Origin of the sequence: Polaromonas hydrogenivorans (genome assembly GCF_040105105.1) — a bacterium.
Lineage (GTDB): Bacteria > Pseudomonadota > Gammaproteobacteria > Burkholderiales > Burkholderiaceae_C > Polaromonas > Polaromonas hydrogenivorans.
In genome coordinates this window covers 3611429-3628319 of the sequence record NZ_CP157675.1, presented here as the reverse complement: position 1 = coordinate 3628319, position 16891 = coordinate 3611429, and the positions used below count along the sequence as shown (strand labels likewise).

20 protein-coding genes, 1 tRNA gene and 1 pseudogene are annotated in these 16891 nt (G+C 59.4%); 17 read left to right on the top strand and 5 right to left on the bottom strand.

What is annotated here, in order from left to right:
- Positions 1–11 precede the first annotated feature (11 nt).
- The 6 genes from ABLV49_RS17535 (at position 12) to tatC (ending at position 2929) form a co-directional block, all read left to right on the top strand.
- Positions 12–392, top strand: a complete 381-nt coding sequence (locus ABLV49_RS17535) for a phosphoribosyl-ATP diphosphatase (protein ID WP_349278442.1) — start codon at positions 12–14, stop codon at positions 390–392.
- Between the two features lie 15 nt (positions 393–407).
- Positions 408–788 (top strand): DUF4870 family protein, encoded by a 381-nt coding sequence (locus ABLV49_RS17530; protein WP_349278440.1) that lies wholly within the window; start codon positions 408–410, stop codon positions 786–788.
- Entirely contained in the window at positions 785–1144 is a 360-nt protein-coding gene (locus tag ABLV49_RS17525) for a histidine triad nucleotide-binding protein (protein ID WP_349278438.1), read from the top strand. The genes ABLV49_RS17530 and ABLV49_RS17525 overlap by 4 nt, the downstream gene beginning before the upstream one ends.
- 145 nt (positions 1145–1289) lie before the next feature.
- Entirely contained in the window at positions 1290–1544 is a 255-nt protein-coding gene (gene tatA / locus ABLV49_RS17520; protein WP_011800120.1) for a Sec-independent protein translocase subunit TatA, read from the top strand.
- A gap of 49 nt (positions 1545–1593) precedes the next feature.
- A complete protein-coding gene (gene tatB, locus ABLV49_RS17515; protein WP_349278436.1) occupies positions 1594–2061 on the top strand; it encodes a Sec-independent protein translocase protein TatB in 468 nt (155 codons plus the stop codon).
- A gap of 64 nt (positions 2062–2125) precedes the next feature.
- Positions 2126–2929 carry a twin-arginine translocase subunit TatC gene (gene tatC, locus ABLV49_RS17510; RefSeq protein ID WP_349278434.1) on the top strand — a complete coding sequence of 268 codons (804 nt, stop codon included), beginning with the start codon at positions 2126–2128 and terminating at the stop codon, positions 2927–2929.
- A 112-nt stretch (positions 2930–3041) separates the two neighbouring features.
- Here the strand turns inward: tatC and ABLV49_RS17505 are convergent, their stop codons facing one another.
- Positions 3042–4208 (bottom strand): S1C family serine protease, encoded by a 1167-nt coding sequence (locus tag ABLV49_RS17505; RefSeq protein ID WP_349278432.1) that lies wholly within the window; start codon positions 4206–4208, stop codon positions 3042–3044.
- Positions 4209–4399: 191 nt separating this feature from the next.
- On the opposite strand from ABLV49_RS17505, the gene ABLV49_RS17500 reads away from it, so the two are divergent.
- Both ABLV49_RS17500 and pdxA read left to right on the top strand, forming a co-directional pair.
- Positions 4400–5176 carry a Nif3-like dinuclear metal center hexameric protein gene (locus tag ABLV49_RS17500; protein ID WP_349278430.1) on the top strand — a complete coding sequence of 259 codons (777 nt, stop codon included), beginning with the start codon at positions 4400–4402 and terminating at the stop codon, positions 5174–5176.
- A pseudogene (pdxA, locus tag ABLV49_RS17495) lies at positions 5173–6215 on the top strand (4-hydroxythreonine-4-phosphate dehydrogenase PdxA). Before ABLV49_RS17500 ends, pdxA begins: the two are co-directional and overlap by 4 nt.
- 7 nt (positions 6216–6222) lie before the next feature.
- On the opposite strand, the gene mscL reads toward pdxA, so the two are convergent.
- Positions 6223–6651: a large conductance mechanosensitive channel protein MscL gene (gene mscL / locus ABLV49_RS17490; RefSeq protein ID WP_349278428.1), complete on the bottom strand. Its 429-nt coding sequence runs from the start codon at positions 6649–6651 to the stop codon at positions 6223–6225.
- Between the two features lie 261 nt (positions 6652–6912).
- On the opposite strand from mscL, the gene petA reads away from it, so the two are divergent.
- The 6 genes from petA (at position 6913) to ABLV49_RS17460 (ending at position 11256) form a co-directional block, all read left to right on the top strand.
- The gene (gene petA, locus ABLV49_RS17485; protein WP_011800127.1) at positions 6913–7539 is read left to right on the top strand and encodes a ubiquinol-cytochrome c reductase iron-sulfur subunit; all 627 of its coding nucleotides are present in this window, start codon (positions 6913–6915) and stop codon (positions 7537–7539) included.
- Positions 7540–7646: 107 nt separating this feature from the next.
- The gene (locus tag ABLV49_RS17480; protein WP_349278426.1) at positions 7647–9056 is read left to right on the top strand and encodes a cytochrome b; all 1410 of its coding nucleotides are present in this window, start codon (positions 7647–7649) and stop codon (positions 9054–9056) included.
- A gap of 16 nt (positions 9057–9072) precedes the next feature.
- Positions 9073–9828, top strand: a complete 756-nt coding sequence (locus tag ABLV49_RS17475) for a cytochrome c1 (RefSeq protein ID WP_349278424.1) — start codon at positions 9073–9075, stop codon at positions 9826–9828.
- 119 nt (positions 9829–9947) lie between these two features.
- Complete coding sequence (locus ABLV49_RS17470) at positions 9948–10559, top strand: glutathione S-transferase N-terminal domain-containing protein (protein ID WP_011800130.1); 612 nt, start codon at positions 9948–9950, stop codon at positions 10557–10559.
- Between the two features lie 42 nt (positions 10560–10601).
- Positions 10602–11168 carry a ClpXP protease specificity-enhancing factor gene (locus tag ABLV49_RS17465; RefSeq protein WP_349278422.1) on the top strand — a complete coding sequence of 189 codons (567 nt, stop codon included), beginning with the start codon at positions 10602–10604 and terminating at the stop codon, positions 11166–11168.
- Between the two features lie 12 nt (positions 11169–11180).
- Positions 11181–11256 (top strand) — tRNA-Thr (locus ABLV49_RS17460).
- A 107-nt stretch (positions 11257–11363) separates the two neighbouring features.
- On the opposite strand, the gene ABLV49_RS17455 is transcribed toward ABLV49_RS17460, so the two are convergent.
- The 3 genes from ABLV49_RS17455 to ABLV49_RS17445 form a co-directional block, all read right to left on the bottom strand.
- Positions 11364–11684, bottom strand: a complete 321-nt coding sequence (locus ABLV49_RS17455) for a hypothetical protein (RefSeq protein WP_049763635.1) — start codon at positions 11682–11684, stop codon at positions 11364–11366.
- A 139-nt stretch (positions 11685–11823) separates the two neighbouring features.
- On the bottom strand, positions 11824–12567 hold the full coding sequence (locus tag ABLV49_RS17450) for an ATP-binding cassette domain-containing protein (protein ID WP_349278420.1): 744 nt from the start codon (positions 12565–12567) through the stop codon (positions 11824–11826).
- Positions 12568–12600: 33 nt separating this feature from the next.
- Positions 12601–13476 (bottom strand): tripartite tricarboxylate transporter substrate binding protein, encoded by an 876-nt coding sequence (locus ABLV49_RS17445; protein WP_349278418.1) that lies wholly within the window; start codon positions 13474–13476, stop codon positions 12601–12603.
- Between the two features lie 336 nt (positions 13477–13812).
- Here ABLV49_RS17445 and ABLV49_RS17440 point away from each other — a divergent pair, with 336 nt between their 5' ends.
- The 3 genes from ABLV49_RS17440 to ABLV49_RS17430 are packed head-to-tail and all read left to right on the top strand — an operon-like array spanning position 13813 to position 16855.
- Positions 13813–14847: a PQQ-dependent catabolism-associated beta-propeller protein gene (locus tag ABLV49_RS17440; protein WP_349278416.1), complete on the top strand. Its 1035-nt coding sequence runs from the start codon at positions 13813–13815 to the stop codon at positions 14845–14847.
- Entirely contained in the window at positions 14847–16055 is a 1209-nt protein-coding gene (locus ABLV49_RS17435) for an ABC transporter substrate-binding protein (RefSeq protein ID WP_349278414.1), read from the top strand. Before ABLV49_RS17440 ends, ABLV49_RS17435 begins: the two co-directional genes overlap by 1 nt.
- Positions 16037–16855 carry an ABC transporter permease gene (locus ABLV49_RS17430; RefSeq protein WP_349278412.1) on the top strand — a complete coding sequence of 273 codons (819 nt, stop codon included), beginning with the start codon at positions 16037–16039 and terminating at the stop codon, positions 16853–16855. Before ABLV49_RS17435 ends, ABLV49_RS17430 begins: the two co-directional genes overlap by 19 nt.
- Positions 16856–16891 lie beyond the last annotated feature (36 nt).

Genomic DNA, 16891 nt, shown 5'->3' with positions numbered 1-16891 from the left:
TAATGCACACCATGAACTCCAACGACACGCTTGAGCGCCTGGCCTCCATCATCGAAAGCCGCAAGCCCGGCCAGGGCGGCGACCCCGAGAAAAGCTATGTGGCGCGCCTGCTGCACAAGGGCCCGGACGCCTTCCTGAAGAAAATCGGCGAGGAAGCCACCGAGACCGTGATGGCCGCCAAGGATATCGATCATGGCGGTCCCACGGCCGAGCTGAACGGCAAGCTGGTCGGCGAAGTGGCCGACCTGTGGTTTCATTCGCTGATTGCGCTGGCACACTACAACCTGAGCCCCGCCGATGTGCTGGCCGAACTGGAACGCCGCGAAGGCACCAGCGGTATCGAGGAAAAGGCGCTGCGCAAGGCTCAGCACCGAGAAGCCACCAACGACTGACAAAGGGAGTTCCCCATGCGCGATGACATCGTGACGATAGAGCCCGACGAAGGGCTCAGAACCTGGGGCTGGGTCAGCTACCTGCTGCATCTGGTTGTCGCGGTGGCAGCCGTGCTGCCGGGCGCCCAGGTTTCCATCGCCCTGCTGGTGGTGGCGCTGGTGATCGACCTGGTCAAGAAGGGTGACGCCGCCAACACCTGGCAGGCCTCGCACTTCAGCTGGCGGATTCGTTCGGTGGTGTGGGCGGGCGTGCTGTACCTGCTGACTTCCTGGCTGTGGCTGCTGTTTATCATTCCGGGCTGGATCGCCTGGGGCCTGATTTCGATCTGGTTCCTTTACCGTATTGTCAAAGGCATGATGCGCATGAACGCCGGCCTGTCAGTGGAGACCGCATGAGTCATTCTGAAAACTGCATTTTCTGCAAAATCGCCACCGGCGCCATTCCCAGCCGCAAGGTGTACGAAGACGACGACTTGTTCGCCTTTCACGACATCCACCCGTGGGCGCCGGTGCATTTTTTGATCATTCCCAAGCTGCATATCCCGTCGATGGCGCAGGTCGGACCCGAGCATGCGGCGCTGCTGGGACGGATGATGGTGCTGGCGCCCCGGCTGGCAGTGGAGCAGGGCTGCAATCCTTACCCGGCGGGCGGTTTCCGAACCGTCATCAATACCGGCGAAGAGGGCGGCCAGGAAGTCCATCACCTGCACATGCATGTGATTGGCGGCCCCCGGCCGTGGCTCAAGGGCTGAGGTCACGGGAACCCTTTCAATGACAGCGACTCTCACTATCCAGCAGGCTCGCAGGGTCATAGGCGCCATCACACGGGGCCTTTAGAATCGGCACCTGTTGTAAACATATCAGTCAGTTGTCTATTATTCAGACTAGGAGTAAAACATGGGTGGATTTTCAATTTGGCACTGGTTGATCGTGCTGTTGATCGTGGTGATGGTGTTCGGAACCAAAAAGCTGCGCAACATGGGCAGCGACCTCGGCGGCGCCGTCAAGGGCTTCAAGGACGGCATGAAAGACGGCGGGCAGTCGCCGGCTGACGAAAAACCGGTCGTTCCGGCCAGCCAGGTCACCAATGCCCAGGCGGCCGACAAGGCCGAGCGCAACACGATTGACGTCGAAGCCCGGCAAAAGTCCTGATTCGCGCAGCATGCCGGCCTGTACTTCCTCTTTTTTCGTCTGACCCGCCGTGATTGACCTCGGCATCTCCAAAATCGCCCTGATCGGCGCGGTGGCCCTGATCGTGATTGGCCCGGAAAAGCTGCCGCGCCTGGCCCGCACCGTCGGTACGCTGCTGGGCAAGGCGCAGCGCTATGTCAACGACGTCAAGCAGGAAGTCAACCGCTCCATGGAACTCGACGAGTTCAAGAAAATGAAGGAAAGCGTCGAGGACGCTGCCCGGGACGTTGAGAACTCGATCAGGACCGGCGCCAGTGATTTTGAAAAATCCTGGTCTGAAACCACGGGCAGCACGTTGTCCGATGCATTGCCGGGCTTTGAGGCTTTTCCCGAATACCGGAACCCGAAAAAGAAGTGGCGGCTCAAGCGTGGAGCCACGCCGCAATGGTTCAAGGCCCGTTCGGGCATTCGCACCAAGGCCCAGTCCGGCGCGGCCCGGGTGGCACGATTCCGTCCGCAGCCCAGCCGCAAGGCGTGAAGCATTCTCCTGATTCCCCCTTTGCGCGCAAACCGGCGCAATTCATACAGCGCAAACTTCCTTCATGAGCGATCCCAACTCCCCCGGCGGCGACAAGCCCGACGAACTCGCAGGCACCGAGCAGCCCTTTGTGCAGCACCTCATGGAGTTGCGCGACCGGCTGATCAAGGCCGTGATCGCCATCGGCGTGGCGGCCGCCCTGCTGGCGTTTTTCCCCGGTCCTGGCGCGCTGTACGACTTGATGGCAGCGCCGCTGATCGCCAGCCTGCCCAAGGGCGCGACCCTGATCGCCACCAACGTCATTTCGCCGTTTGTCGTGCCCATCAAGATTCTCTTCATGGCTGCCTTCATGATTGCGCTGCCGGTGGTGCTGTACCAGGTCTGGGCCTTTGTCGCGCCCGGCCTGTATTCGCATGAGAAGAAACTGGTCATGCCGCTGGTCGTGTCCAGCACGCTGCTGTTTTTTTTCGGCGTGGCGTTTTGCTATTACTTCGTGTTCGGCCAGGTGTTTCATTTCATCCAGAGCTTTGCACCCAAGTCGATCACCGCCGCGCCAGACATCGAGGAATACCTCAACTTCGTGCTCGGCATGTTCCTGGCCTTCGGTCTGGCCTTTGAAGTGCCGATTGCGGTGATCCTGCTGGTCCGCATGGGCGTGCTCACGGTGGCCCAGTTGCGCCAGTACCGGGGCTACTTCTGGGTGGTTGCCGCCATCGGCACCGCGCTGGTCACGCCGCCCGATGCGGGTTCAATGATCATGCTGCTGCTGGTGGTCGGCGGGCTGTATGAAGTGGGCATCCTGGCGGCGCAGATGTTCATCAAGAGCACCAAGGCACCCGATACCGACACTGAAGTGGCCAAACCCTGAATCTTGCAGGTTTTTCGGTAATTTCTTCAGTCAAATCAATGCTTTGCGCAGCATGCATATGCGCTGACAGCTATTTATTTTGTAGCAAGCGCTGCTGGTGTGGAGCGCGGCTTCAGCGCTGAACCCGGGGCCGCTCGCGTTTTCCGGGCGTCACCGCAATCTCGATGGGACCATTGCCGCGCAGCACCGTCATCGGGGCAGGGACGCCGGGCTTGAGTGCGGCCACGGCCGTCAGCAACTGGCTCACATTGCCGACCGGCTGGCCATTGACCGCCGTGATCACGTCGCCGGGCCGGATCCCGCCCTGGGCGGCCGGGCCGTTTTGCAGCACGCCGGTGATGATGACGCCGCCCGCCTTGGCCGCTTCCGGCTTGAGCTTGAAGGCTTCGACCAGTTCGGCGTTGAGTTCTTGCGGCTCGACGCCAATCCAGCCGCGCGTGACCTGGCCATCTTTCACGATGCCTTCGAGCACCTGCTTGGCGGTCGAGACGGGAATGGCAAAACCGATGCCCATGGAGCCGCCCGAGCGCGAGTAAATCGCGGTGTTGATGCCCAGCAGGTTGCCGTTCACATCGACCAGCGCGCCGCCCGAGTTGCCGGGGTTGATGGCCGCATCGGTCTGGATGAAGTTCTCGAAGGTGTTGATGCCCAGCTGGTTGCGCCCCAGCGCGCTCACGATGCCGCCGGTCACGGTCTGGCCGACGCCAAACGGGTTGCCGATGGCCAGCACCGGATCGCCCACCTGCAGCGCGTCCGAGTTGCCCAGCACGATGACGGGCAGCTTGTCCAGTTCGATCTTGACAATCGCCAGGTCGGTGTCGGGATCGGTGCCAATCACCTTGGCCTTGGCCTTGCGGGTGTCGTTCAGGACCACCTCGATGTCGTCGGCGCCTTCAACCACATGGTTGTTGGTCAGGATGTAGCCGCTGCCGCTGACGATCACGCCGCTGCCCAGGCCGGCCTGGGCTTCGCCCGGATTCTGGTCGCCAAAGAAAAACCTGAACCAGGGGTCGTTCATTTGCGGGTTTTTGACGGCGGCTTTGCTGGTGTTGATGCTCACGACGGCTGCCGAGGCTATTTTTGCCGCCGCAGCGAAACTGCCGGCTGGACTGGATGAACCAATGCCGCGCGGCACGCTGCTGGCCGGCGCCTCGATGACTGATACGCCGCCCAGCGAGGTCCGCTTATTCAGCCACTGCGGCTGCAGCGTGGCAACCACGAAATAAGCCGCCACCAAAATCGTGACGGTCTGGGAAAACAGGAGCCAGGTGCGCTTCATGGATTAAAAGAAAGAAATGGGCAGGCGTGAATGAAAGCTGAGGGTCGCGGCGCAGCCCGTGGTCCGGCGCCGAATGTGTATTGTGCTGTATGCATGACGGCTTTGCGTAGGACGGAGCGCCCTGGAAAGCTGTGAATCCGGGAAAAAATCAAAATACGCAATATGCAGCGCTGGCCTGAGACAATCCCGGCATGAGCACCACCACGAGACAGGATTTGCTGCAGGCGTTTGATGCGCTGCTGCAGCCCGCGCGCTTCAAGGACTACGGCCCCAATGGACTGCAGGTCGAGGGGAAAACGCAGGTGCGCCGTATTGTTTCCGGTGTCACGGCCAGCCGTGCGCTGATAGAAGCGGCGATTGCAGCGCAAGCCGATGCCATTTTTGTGCATCACGGCCTGTTCTGGCGCGGCAAGGACGGCTGCAACATCGGCCCGGTGGGTGGCTGGATGAAGCAGCGGCTGGCGCTGCTGCTGGCCCACGACATCAACCTGTTTGCCTACCACCTGCCGCTCGATGCGCACCCTGAACTGGGCAACAATGCGCAGCTCGGACTGCAGCTTGGCTTGGCAGCCAGCGCGCGCTTCGGCGAGCAGGACATGGGATTTCTGGGCGGGCGAAGCGATGGCGGCAGCTTTGCCGGCATTGGCGCGCTGGCTGAACACATTGAAAACAGGTTAAAAAGGCCTGTTACGCACGTGGGGTGTGCGCAAGAAGCTATCAAAAAAGTAGCGTGGTGCAGCGGCGGCGCGCAAGGCTATTTTGAAGCCGCGATTGCCGCTGGCGCCGATGCGTTCATCACCGGCGAGATTTCCGAGCCGCAAGCCCACTATGCGCGCGAGATGGGCGTGGCCTTCATCGCCTGCGGCCATCATGCCTCGGAGCGTTACGGCGCGCCTGCCGTTGCGGCGCAGGTTGCGGCGCAATTCGGGCTGCAGCACCAGTTCATCGACATTGACAACCCCGCATGAAAAAGCCAATCCTCATCACCATGGGCGATGCCGCCGGCATTGGCCCTGAAATCATCGCCCGGGCGTTTCGCGATTCACGGACGATCTGGCGGATTGCGTGGTGGTCGGTGACGTGGCGACGCTGCGCCGCGCTAGCGCGCTGATCGCTGCGAAAGCCGGCGTTCTGGCCCTGCCGGTGGCGCAACTCGACGCGCTGGCCGACGTGTTGTTCGTGCCGCCGAACTGCATCGGTGTGCTACAAAAATGCGAGCTGCCTGCGCTCGTTCCGTATGGGCAAATCAGTGCTTTGGCAGGACAGGCCGCTGCCGACTGCATTGTCTGGGCCGCACGCGCCGTGCTCGCCGGGCGGGCGGCAGCGATGGTGACGGCGCCGATTCACAAGGAAGCGCTGGCCGCTGCCGGTGGTTGGGCGGCCCGTTTTCCGGGACACACTGAAATGCTTCAGGCCGAAGCGGCCGCATTTTTGGGCAAGCCGGTGAGCGAAGTTCCCGTGCGCATGATGCTGGCCAACGACGAACTCAAAACCGTGCTGGTGAGCATCCACATGTCGCTGAGAAAGGCGATTGAGGCCGTGACTTTTGACAGCGTGCTGCAAACCTTGCGCATTACCCACACGGCGGTAAGCGCCAGCCTGGGGCGGCCGCCGCGCATTGCCGTGGCGGGGCTGAATCCGCACGCCGGCGAGGGCGGGCTGTTCGGCAGTGAAGAGCAGACGATCATTGCTCCGGCCATTGCCGCCGCTGTGCAGGAAGGTCTGGATGCGCGCGGCCCCTTCGCGCCGGACACGGTCTTCATGCGCGCGCGCAGCGCGCCAGCCAAACCCGGAGAGTTTGACGTGGTGGTCGCGATGTACCACGACCAGGGCCTGATTCCGGTGAAATACCTCGGGGTGGAGCAGGGCGTCAACGTCACGCTGGGATTGCCGCTGGTGCGTACCAGCCCGGACCATGGCACGGCTTTTGATATTGCGGGCACCGGCCAGGCCGATGCTTCCAGCCTGCTCGCCGCCATCCGCATGGCGCGCCAGCTGGCTGTGTAGCCTGAAATCAGGCTTGCTTTTTCAGGCTGTCACGAATTTCCCGCAGCAGCACGATGTCTTCGGCGGGGGCCGTGGTGGGTTTAACCACTTCGCGGCGTTTGAGCCGGTTGATCTGCTTGACCATCAGGAAAATGATGAACGCCAGGATCGCGAAGTTGACCGCCACCGTGATGAAGCTGCCGTAGGCAAACACAGGAACACCGGCTTTTTTCAAAGCATCAAGCGTCGTGGGAATGCCTGGCGGCACGCTGCGCAGCACCAGGAACATATTCGAAAAATCCAGCTTGCCGATCACTGCCCCGACCACCGGCATGATCAGGTCGCCCACCACGGAATCGACAATCTTGCTGAAAGCTGCCCCGATGATCACGCCAACGGCCAGGTCAATCACGTTGCCCTTGATGGCGAACTCCTTGAATTCCTGCATCATTCCCATGCTGTTCCCCTGTTGCTTGTGTTTGTTGCACCGGCACCGCACCGCGGGTGACGGCCAACAATTATGGCGCCGCGACATGAGTTTTCAGGCTGCCTGAAGGCCGGATTTGCAACAAAGTAGGCGCCTTCATGTCGCGCAAAATGATGGGGCTGGATGGCTTGGCGCCGGGGTGTGGCAATTGAAAAACCGTTTCTCGCTCCGCTACAATTGCAGGTTGATCCCCCACTATGCCTTTTTCAAGCCAGTTCTTGAAGGATTTTCATGACCCAAGCAAGCGTAATGGGTGTGCCGCACGGCGCGCCTGTCGATAAAGATAAAAGAAACTGGATCGTTGCCACCTGTGCCATGGGCGGTGCAGGCGTTGCCGCCGTAGCAGTCCCCTTTGTGAGCACTTTCCAGCCATCTGAACGTGCCAAGGCCACCGGCGCTGCGGTCGAGGTCGATATCTCAGCCCTGAAACCCGGCGAAAAAATGACCGTGGAGTGGCGCGGCAAGCCGGTCTGGATTGTCAAGCGCACGCCCGAGCAACTCGCTGGTCTGCCCAAGAACGATCCTCTTCTGGCCGACCCGAAATCGGAACGCAAGCTGCCTGACTGGACGCCTGCCTACGCGCGCAACGAAAATCGCTCCATCAAGGCCGACACGCTGGTGGTGGTCGGCATTTGTCCGCACCTGGGCTGCTCGCCTTCGGACAAGTTTCAGCCCGGCGCCCAGCCTTCCTTGCCTGACGATTGGGCGGGTGGTTTCCTGTGTCCTTGTCATGGATCAACCTTTGATCTGGCAGGCCGCGTGTACAAGAACAAGCCTTCGCCAGATAATCTGGAAGTGCCTCCGCACATGTACTTGTCGGATGCGAAGCTGCTGATTGGTGAAGACAAAAAGGCCTGAGGGCGCGCCACCTCTTTTACAAGACCTTGCCGCGCGCAATCGATACCCTGCCGTCTCGCACGGTATCAAGCCCACGGCCAAAGCAACCCACCGAACCAGGATCAGTTATGGCTGAATTCAAAGAAATTTCCCCCGATGCCCCCATCGCTGATAAAGCGATGAACTGGCTAGACAATCGTTTTCCTGCCAGCAAGCTCTACAAAGAGCACCTGAGCGAATACTACGCGCCCAAGAATTTCAATTTTTGGTACATCTTTGGTTCGCTGGCCTTGCTGGTGCTGGTTATCCAGATCGTCACCGGCATTTTCCTGACGATGAATTACAAGCCCGAAGCCTCGCTGGCTTTTGGCTCGGTCGAGTACATCATGCGCGATGTGCCCTGGGGCTGGCTGATCCGCTACATGCATTCCACCGGGGCATCGGCCTTTTTCATCGTGGTGTACATGCACATGTTCCGCGGTCTGATTTACGGCAGCTACCGCAAGCCGCGTGAGTTGATCTGGGTGTTTGGCTGCGCGATTTTCCTGGCGCTGATGGCAGAAGCCTTCATGGGCTACCTGCTGCCCTGGGGCCAGATGAGCTACTGGGGCGCCCAGGTCATCGTGAACCTGTTTGCCGCCATCCCCTTCATCGGTCCTGATCTGGCTCTGCTGATTCGCGGCGACTATGTGGTCGGCGATGCGACGCTGAACCGTTTCTTTGCCTTCCACGTCATTGCCGTGCCACTGGTGCTGCTGGGCCTGGTCGTGGCGCACATCATTGCGCTACATGAAGTCGGCTCCAACAATCCCGATGGTGTCGAGGTCAAGGGTCCGAACGCACCGCGCGATGCCAATGGCCATCCGCTGGACGCCATCCCTTTCCACCCCTACTACACAGTGCATGATATTTTTGGCGTCAGCATTTTTCTGATGATTTTCAGCGCCATCATTTTCTTCGCGCCAGAGTTTGGCGGCTATTTCCTGGAATACAACAACTTCATTCCGGCCGACCCGCTGAAAACGCCGCTGCACATTGCGCCGGTCTGGTATTTCACGCCTTACTACTCGATGCTGCGTGCCATTACCAGCGAGATGATGTATGCACTGATCGCCTGTGTACTGGCCGGTGCGGTGCTGGGCGTGCTTAAAGCCAAAATTGCCGGTCTGTTCAAACTCATCATCGTGGGTGCCGCTGTGGCAGTGGTCGGTGCGATGCTGCTGATCGATGCCAAGTTCTGGGGCGTTGTCGTCATGGGCGGCGCGGTCGTCATCCTGTTCTTCCTGCCTTGGCTGGACAACAGCGAAGTCAAATCGATCCGTTATCGTCCGAGCTGGAACAAATACCTGTACGGCATCTTTGTGATCAACTTCCTGGTTCTGGGTTACCTGGGCGTGCAGCCTCCTTCAGCGATTGGCGAGCGTGTGTCGCAGGTTGGTACCTTGTTCTACTTCGGCTTCTTCTTGCTGATGCCATGGTGGAGCCGGCTGGGCACCTTCAAGCGCGTTCCCGACCGCGTTATTTTTGCGGCCCACTGAGCAGGAATTTATAACCATGAAAAAAATCATCCTCGCCCTGATCACTGCAGTCGGCCTGCTGGCTGGCGCACAAGCCAATACAGGTGGCCCTGCCTGGGACAAAGCTCCCAACAAGACCAACGATGTGGCGGCCCTTCAAAACGGCGCCAAGCTGTTTGTCAACTACTGCCTGAACTGCCACTCGGCAGCGTTCATGCGATTTAACCGTCTGAAAGACATCGGTCTGACTGACCAGCAGATCAAGGACAACCTGCTTTTCACGACTGAAAAAGTCGGCGAAACCATGAAGTCCGCGATTGATCCGAAACAGGCCAAGGACTGGTTTGGCGGCACTCCACCCGACCTGACCGTGATTGCACGTTCGCGTGCCGGCGCCGGTGGCACGGGTGCAGATTACCTCTACACCTACATGCGTACTTTCTACCGCGACGAAACCAAGGCGACGGGCTGGAATAACCTGGCTTTCCCCAATGTGGCCATGCCACATGCGCTTTGGGAACTGCAGGGTGTGCGCAAGCCCGTGTATACCGAACACGAAGAGCATGGCCACAAGGTTGCCATTTTCAAAGGCTGGGAGCAGGTGACTCCGGGGGCCATGACGCCACTGCAATATGACCAGGCCATGGGCGATCTCGTCGGTTACCTGCAATGGATGGCCGAGCCCGTGCAAAATACCCGTGTTCGCATTGGCGTCTGGGTATTGATATTCCTGCTTGGCCTGACCTTTGTTGCCTGGCGCCTCAATGCGGCGTTCTGGAAAGACGTCAAGTAATTTTTGCGCCGATCAACGTGCCCTGGGTGCGCCCTGGCGCGCATCGGCACTTTCGGAGTGGATGGTTCTAAGGTTTGAATCTTAGCCTTCCACTCTTTTGTTTTTAGGAGTTCCGAATCATGATGGTCCTTTATTCAGGTACAACCTGCCCCTTCTCGCACCGCTGCCGTTTTGTATTGTTTGAAAAGGGCATGGATTTCGAAATTCGCGATGTGGACCTGTACAACAAGCCTGAAGACATCAACGTGATGAATCCGTATGGCCAGGTTCCGATCCTGGTCGAACGGGATCTGATTCTGTACGAATCAAACATCATCAACGAGTACATCGACGAGCGCTTTCCGCATCCGCAACTGATGCCCGGCGACCCGGTGGACCGTGCACGCGTTCGCCTGTTCCTGCTGAACTTTGAAAAAGAACTGTTTGTTCATGTCAGCGCACTTGAATCCCGCGCTTCCAAGGGCAATGAGAAAGCGCTCGAAAAATCACGCGCCCATATCCGCGATCGCCTGACGCAACTTGCGCCAATTTTCCTGAAGAACAAGTTCATGCTGGGGGACAGTTTTTCGATGCTGGACGTGGCGATTGCACCGCTGCTCTGGCGCCTGGATTACTACGGCATCGACCTGTCGAAAAATGCGGCGCCGCTGCTCAAGTATGCTGAACGAATTTTCTCCCGTCCCGCCTACATCGAAGCGCTGACGCCTTCTGAAAAGGTCATGCGCAAATAATTGCCGCATTGAATTACCGGAATAAGCACCTTGGCTGAATTCATGAACGCACCCAACGCCACGTCAACGCGCCCTTATCTGATACGTGCCCTGTACGAATGGTGTACCGACAACGGCTTTACGCCTTACGTGGCCGTGTCGGTCGATAACACCGTGCAGGTGCCGCGCGAGTATGTCAAAAATAACGAGATCGTACTTAATATCGGCTTTGATGCGACCAGTTCGCTGACGCTGGGTAACGAATTCATCGAGTTCAAGGCGCGTTTCGGCGGAAGCGCCCGGGAAATACTGGTACCTATCAGTCATGTGATTGCCATCTATGCCCGTGAAAACGGGCAAGGTATGGCCTTTCCTTTTGAAACAAGCCCCGAAGGGCTTGCCGGCGCCAATGATTCACAGACAATTGCGCCTGCCGCGTCTGGTCGAGACACTAAACCGGCAGCGATAGAAGAGGCTCCTTCGGAAACGCCTGACAGCAAGATCATGCAGCTGGTGGAAAACGTGCCGGACAGTTCCGCTGCCGGCTCGGGCAAGCAGAAAAAAACAGACGCACCCGACCCCCCCAAACCGCCATCACGCCCACGGCCCTCGCTTAAACGAGTGAAGTAGAATACCATCCGTGCCGCTTTAGCTCAGTTGGTAGAGCAACCGCCTTGTAAGCGGTAGGTCGTCAGTTCGATTCCGACAAGCGGCACCATTCACTTGTACAAAGGCCGCTAGGGACATACACCTAGCGGCCTTTTTCACTGGTAAATTAGCAAAATACAACCAGCCATTCCCAATTTTGTCTCTATTCTGATGGAATTACTGTCTTTTTGCGATTAGTATTTTCAGTCGAATGGACGCAACTTTCCAGCCTTGGCGGAGCAAACTGGCCTGCATCAAGGGGATCAACTGGCGGATTTTCGCGGATGCGGCATTACCGCTTACCAGCAGGCACCAGTTTTCGCCATCAATCGGCCCGGCCTTGACGGCAGGGCGCAAGCCGCTTGGAATCAGCGCCTCAATTGCCTTAAGCCGCTCGTTGGATTCGCGTACCAATTGCGTCAGCCGTGCCAGCGAAGGCGATTCCCCGACGGCTTGGTGCAGCGTCACCGTTGATTGAAGGCGTCTGTGGTTATTCACGGTAAGCGGGTCCAGCCTGTATGCGCACAGGCAGGTCCAAGTAGCCAAGGGGTTTGATTATCAAGGATGGGCAAGGGCAAGGGGAGAAAATCCGGCCAGCGAGTCTGGCTCTTCCCCCGCGCTCCCTGCGTTCAGGGTATCAAGCTTCAAACACTGGCTGGCCAAGGTGTTTGAATATCTCAGCATACAGATCATCTGCTTGCGCCTTTTGCATAAAGTCGCTGGTGGAGCCGCTAAAGCGCACCATTCCCTTGTCAAGCAAGATCAGGCGATCGGCGACCTTGACTTCTTCTGCCAGATGCGTTGCCCACAGCACGGCAACGCCCTGATCCTGCGCCAGGCCGCGCACGGCAGTCAGCAATTGCTGGCGTGATGCCATGTCCAGCCCTGCCGTGGCTTCGTCCATCAGCAGCACGCGTGGTTGATGGAGCAAGGCACGGACCAGCTCGACCTTGCGGCGTGTTCCGCCAGACAGGCTGCGCACGACTGCCTTGGCTTGCGCCGTCATTCCTATCTTCTCCAGTGCCTCGGCAATGCGTTGCCTGGCCAGGGGTCGGGCCAGTCCATGCAGATCGGTGTGAAACAGCAAATTGGCCTGTACCGACAGATCGAGGTCAAGCGCGCTTTGCTGGAACACCACGCCCAAGCCTGCCAATGCCCGGCTGGCCTGGGTGCGCATGTCGTGTCCCAAGACGTGGATGTGTCCCTGGTCAGGACTGAACAAGCCGGTAAGTAACTGCAGCAGGGTTGATTTTCCGGCGCCGTTGGGTCCGAGCAAGGCGACGATTTCACCTTCATGCAGGTTCAGGCTTACCCCTTGCAGGGCACGTTTTCCTGCGTAGGACTTGTGCAGGTCTTGTGCGTTCAACAGGATGGCGGTCATGTACGGATCAATCTCTGAAAAGAAGTCAAAAGGTCATGAAAGCGGCACCGCCAGCAGCTTCATGCGGGCAAGCAGCGCTTTTTCGTGTTTTACGGTTTCGTTGATGGCCAGTTGGTAGGCGGCTGTGTCGAGATAGTTGATGTCCTGGTCGTACCGGGCCAGCGCGGCTTTGTGATTCGGGCTGAAAATGGCTTTGTGAAAGGCATTGTGCAAAAGCTGCACGATGGCAGGCGGGGTGCCATGGGGCGCGCCCAAACCCCAAGGCGAGGTGTAAACCGAGCGCTCGTAGCCCAGTTCGCGCAACGTGGGTACCTGCGGCCAGCGGGCGCTGCGCTCGGCGCTGAAAATGGCCAGAAGCCGTATTTTGTGTTGATCGACCCAAGGAGCAAAGCCAGTGGAATTGACCCCCGCCATCAACTGGCCTGAAGCGATGGCCAGCATTTGCTCGGTCGTGCCTTTGTAGGGTATATGGCCATAGCTGATATTGTTTTCGAGCAGTATTTCTTCCATGGCCAGATGGGGCGTGGTGCCTATGCCGGTCGAGCCCATCAAGAGCTGGCCGGGATTTTCCCGCGCCCAGTTGATCAAATCGGCCAGGCTTTTCCAGGGGCTGTCGGCTGGAACCAGCAAGCCGAAGGTGGTGCCCGACACCTGCAGGATGGGCGTCAAATCATTGACCGGATCCCACGGAACCCGGTGCATGAGCGCGTACCTGTACACCGTGATCGGTATTTGCCCGATGGTGTAGCCATCAGGGTCTGCTGACTTGAGCAAAGGCGCCACCAGGGTGCCGGCAGCCCCGGGCCGGTTGACCACCACGATACGCTGGCCAAGGAAGGGTTCTGCTTCTTCATTGAGTACGCGCAGTGTCAGGTCAGTCGCGCCGCCAGCAGGCCATGGAACGATCATCTGGATGGGCCGAACGGGCCACGCGGGCTTGGGATTTTGCGCGAGTGTATGGCCGCTCAGACCCAGTCCCAGTCCGCAGTTCAAACCACATGCCAGGCCCGAGCGAAGGATTTGACGGCGCGAGGCATGACCTTCAGAGGAAAGCGCTACTGGCGCGGGAAGAAGGGGTGACATAGTATGGGATCGCAAACAAAATGAAATAGCCGCTGCCAGAAAATTCCAGGCAGCCAATATAAGCAAATTCTGTTCCTTTTTATTGGGCATCCTTCTTGCTTTTTATTGCAAGAACTTAAGTCATTCGATTAAAAACACTGAAAAACGCTGGAGACAACTTTCATGGACTTCCTTTGCCCTGATTCCCGAAAATCCGGTTTTAAGACGCACGACGGCCATGCCCGCCCTTGGCTGCGTCATCTTCTTGCGGGTGTTCTCACGCTCTGCACTGGCCTGGCTGCAGCGCAATCGCCTTCCGGCCGGGTTTATGTTTCAAGCGAGAAGGACAACAAGATTTATGTTTTTGATATTCAGGGAACGCGCCTGTCGTCGATAGAGGTGTGCAAGCGGCCGCGCCACATGATGTTTAACGCCGGGCATACCCGGATTTATGTCTCTTGCGGCGACAGCAACCAATTGGGCGTTGTCGATACTGCCAGCGGCAAGATGACTGACCAGATTGCGGTGGGCGACAGTCCCGAAATTTTCGATCTCAGCCCCGATGGAAAAACCGCCTATGTGTCGATTGAAGACGACAACGTGATGGCCGCCTACAGCCTCGAAAGCAAAGCCAGGCTGTTCGAGGTCAAGACGGGCGGAGAGCCCGAAGGCATTCTGGTCATGCCCGATGGCAAGCATGCCTATGTGACCTCCGAAGTCGCCAATGTGGTCCACCTGGTGGACATCGCGCAGCGCAAGGTGCTCAAGAATATTCGCGTCGGCAAGCGGCCGCGCCGCTTCGTTCTGGCGGCTGGCGGCAAGGAACTATGGATCAGCAACGAATTGGGAGCGAGCGTCAGCGTGTTGAATACCGACGATCAAAGCGTCAAGAGCACGGTGGAATTCAAGGTGCAGGGCATGCGCTCTTCCGACATCACCCCGGTCGGCATGACCTTGAGCCCGGACGGTAAAACCGTGTGGGTCGGACTGGGCCGCGCCAACCATGTGGCCGAGGTCGATGTGGCCACCCGCCAGGTCCGGCGCAACATTCTGGTGGGCAAACGGGCCTGGGGTCTGGCCCCGCACCCTGACGGCAAGATACTGTACGTCACCAATGGCATGTCGGACGACATGACGCTGATCGATACCGCCACGGGCAAGGCGCTGCGAACCGTGGCGGTGGGCCGGGTTCCCCACAGCGTGCTGGTGCAGCCCTGATGGCCAATCTCTGCCGGCGTGGGCTGCTTGCCTCGGCGCTGATGCTGGCTGGGCTCGGCGCTGTGGCCCCGGCCGCCAAGGCGGCACAAGGAAGCGTGACCGTCGCCGTGATCTCGCTGGCTGACGACGCACGCTATGCGCCCCGGCGACTGGAGCGCGCCTATGCGGGCCATCCCCAGGGGCGTGCGCTGGATGCGGCCAGGCTGGCGGCTGAAGATTCAGCGGTCGAACTGGAAACGGCAGGGTTGACGCTCAAGGTTCGCGAGGTGCTGCTGTCCAATGCGCAGGCCTTGCCAAAAGCCCTGGAAGAACTCAAGGCCGCCGGCGTGCATCATCTGGTTGCCGATTTGCCCGTGGCCGAAATGAGCCTGCTGGTGCGCACCGCCCCGGCGGCGCTGGAGGGCGCCATGGTGTTCAACACCGGGCTGGACAATGATGCGCTGCGCGGCGACAGTTGTGCTGCGCATCTGCTGCATACCTTTCCAAGCCGGCAGATGCTGACCGACTCGCTGGCCCAGTACCTGGCCGCGCGCTCCTGGCGCAAAGTATTGCTGTTGCAGGGTCCGCTGCCGGGCGACCAGTTGCAGGCCGATGCCTTCAACCGTTCCGCGCGTCGCTTCGGTCTGAAAATAACGCAGACGCGTCCCTTCAAATTGTCTGGCGACCCGCGTGAGCGCGATCTGTCCAATACCCGCTTGTTGACGGGCGAGCGCGAGCACGATGTGGTGGCTGTCATGGACAGCGACGGAGAATTTGCCCGCACGCTGCCGTATGCCACCCAGTGGCCGCGCCCTGTCGTTGGTTCCAATGGCCTGATGGCTGCTGCGTGGCATCCGCAATGGGAGCGCAACGGCGGCCCGCAGCTCTCGCGCCGTTTCCAGCGGCTGGCCAAGCGGCCCATGCAGGGTCAGGACTGGGCGGCATGGGCCGCAGTCAAGGCGGTGGCGGCCGGGCTGGTGGACGAGCCCAACGCCCGCATTCCCCAGCAGCTCAAGCGCTTGCGCAGCGGAACGGTTTACCTGGATGGATTCAAGGGGCCGAGGCTGTCGTTCCGGCCCTGGGACGGCCAGTTGCGCCAGCCGGTTTTTTTGAGCCACATCGACGGCGTGGTGGGCCTGGCCCCGCTGGAGGGTGTGCTGCACCCGACCGAGGTGATGGACACCCTGGGCGTGGATGAAAAGGAAAGCACATGTCGCGCACGCCCCTGAGCCTGCACATCGTGCGCGCCATGCGTGCCGTGGTGGGCCGCGAAATCCACAAATTTCTACGCCAGCCTTCCCGGCTGGGTTCTGCCCTGGTACGCCCGCTGCTGTGGTTCGTGGTTTTTTCCGCAGGCTTTAACAACGTCTTTGGCGTGTCCATTGTTCCGCCCTACGAGACTTATGTTGAATACCAGGAATACATGGTTCCGGGTCTGCTGGCCATGGTGGCGCTGTTCAACGGCATGCAAAGTTCCTTGTCGATGGTGTACGACCGCGAAATGGGCATGATGCGGCTGTTGCTGACCGCTCCTTTGCCGCGCGGCTGGCTGCTGGCCTTCAAGCTGCTGGGCGGCACCAGTCTGTCATTGCTGCAAATGCTGGTTTTCGTGTTGATTGCCTTTGCCTTCGGAGTGCGTTTTGATCCGAAAAACCTGCCCTTGCTGGTGCTGGCCATGCTCTGCGGCGCCACGCTGCTGGCCGCCCTGGGGCTGATGCTGTCGGTGTACATCAAGCAGTTGGAGAACTTTGCCGGCACGATGAATTTCGTGATTTTCCCGATGTTCTTCATCAGCCCGGCGCTTTATCCCTTGTGGAAGCTGGAGGAGTCGGGAGCCTGGTGGCTGCTGATTCTGGCGCAGTGGAATCCTTTTACCCATGTGGTCGAAGCCATGCGCTTTGCCATGTATGGACAGATCAATGCGCTGTCCTGGGCGGTGGTGCTGTTCGGTACGGCCGTGTTTTTTGGACTTGCCTGGTGGGGCTACGACCCGCAGCGAGGCTGGATCAAGCAGCGTGGAGCGGCCTGAATCGGCAACAGTTCGGCAGGGCCAAGTGGATTAGGA

Excerpts from the sequence above, each read along its gene's own strand:
- ABLV49_RS17535 (WP_349278442.1), top strand. The coding sequence starts at position 12 with ATGAACTCCAACGACACGCTTGAGCGCCTGGCCTCCATCATCGAAAGC.
- ABLV49_RS17530 (WP_349278440.1), top strand. The coding sequence starts at position 408 with ATGCGCGATGACATCGTGACGATAGAGCCCGACGAAGGGCTCAGAACC.
- ABLV49_RS17525 (WP_349278438.1), top strand. The coding sequence starts at position 785 with ATGAGTCATTCTGAAAACTGCATTTTCTGCAAAATCGCCACCGGCGCC.
- tatA (WP_011800120.1), top strand. The coding sequence starts at position 1,290 with ATGGGTGGATTTTCAATTTGGCACTGGTTGATCGTGCTGTTGATCGTG.
- tatC (WP_349278434.1), top strand. The coding sequence starts at position 2,126 with ATGAGCGATCCCAACTCCCCCGGCGGCGACAAGCCCGACGAACTCGCA.
- ABLV49_RS17505 (WP_349278432.1), bottom strand. The coding sequence starts at position 4,208 with ATGAAGCGCACCTGGCTCCTGTTTTCCCAGACCGTCACGATTTTGGTG.
- ABLV49_RS17500 (WP_349278430.1), top strand. The coding sequence starts at position 4,400 with ATGAGCACCACCACGAGACAGGATTTGCTGCAGGCGTTTGATGCGCTG.
- mscL (WP_349278428.1), bottom strand. The coding sequence starts at position 6,651 with ATGGGAATGATGCAGGAATTCAAGGAGTTCGCCATCAAGGGCAACGTG.
- petA (WP_011800127.1), top strand. The coding sequence starts at position 6,913 with ATGACCCAAGCAAGCGTAATGGGTGTGCCGCACGGCGCGCCTGTCGAT.
- ABLV49_RS17480 (WP_349278426.1), top strand. The coding sequence starts at position 7,647 with ATGGCTGAATTCAAAGAAATTTCCCCCGATGCCCCCATCGCTGATAAA.
- ABLV49_RS17475 (WP_349278424.1), top strand. The coding sequence starts at position 9,073 with ATGAAAAAAATCATCCTCGCCCTGATCACTGCAGTCGGCCTGCTGGCT.
- ABLV49_RS17470 (WP_011800130.1), top strand. The coding sequence starts at position 9,948 with ATGATGGTCCTTTATTCAGGTACAACCTGCCCCTTCTCGCACCGCTGC.
- ABLV49_RS17465 (WP_349278422.1), top strand. The coding sequence starts at position 10,602 with ATGAACGCACCCAACGCCACGTCAACGCGCCCTTATCTGATACGTGCC.
- ABLV49_RS17450 (WP_349278420.1), bottom strand. The coding sequence starts at position 12,567 with ATGACCGCCATCCTGTTGAACGCACAAGACCTGCACAAGTCCTACGCA.
- ABLV49_RS17445 (WP_349278418.1), bottom strand. The coding sequence starts at position 13,476 with ATGATCGTTCCATGGCCTGCTGGCGGCGCGACTGACCTGACACTGCGC.
- ABLV49_RS17440 (WP_349278416.1), top strand. The coding sequence starts at position 13,813 with ATGGACTTCCTTTGCCCTGATTCCCGAAAATCCGGTTTTAAGACGCAC.
- ABLV49_RS17435 (WP_349278414.1), top strand. The coding sequence starts at position 14,847 with ATGGCCAATCTCTGCCGGCGTGGGCTGCTTGCCTCGGCGCTGATGCTG.
- ABLV49_RS17430 (WP_349278412.1), top strand. The coding sequence starts at position 16,037 with ATGTCGCGCACGCCCCTGAGCCTGCACATCGTGCGCGCCATGCGTGCC.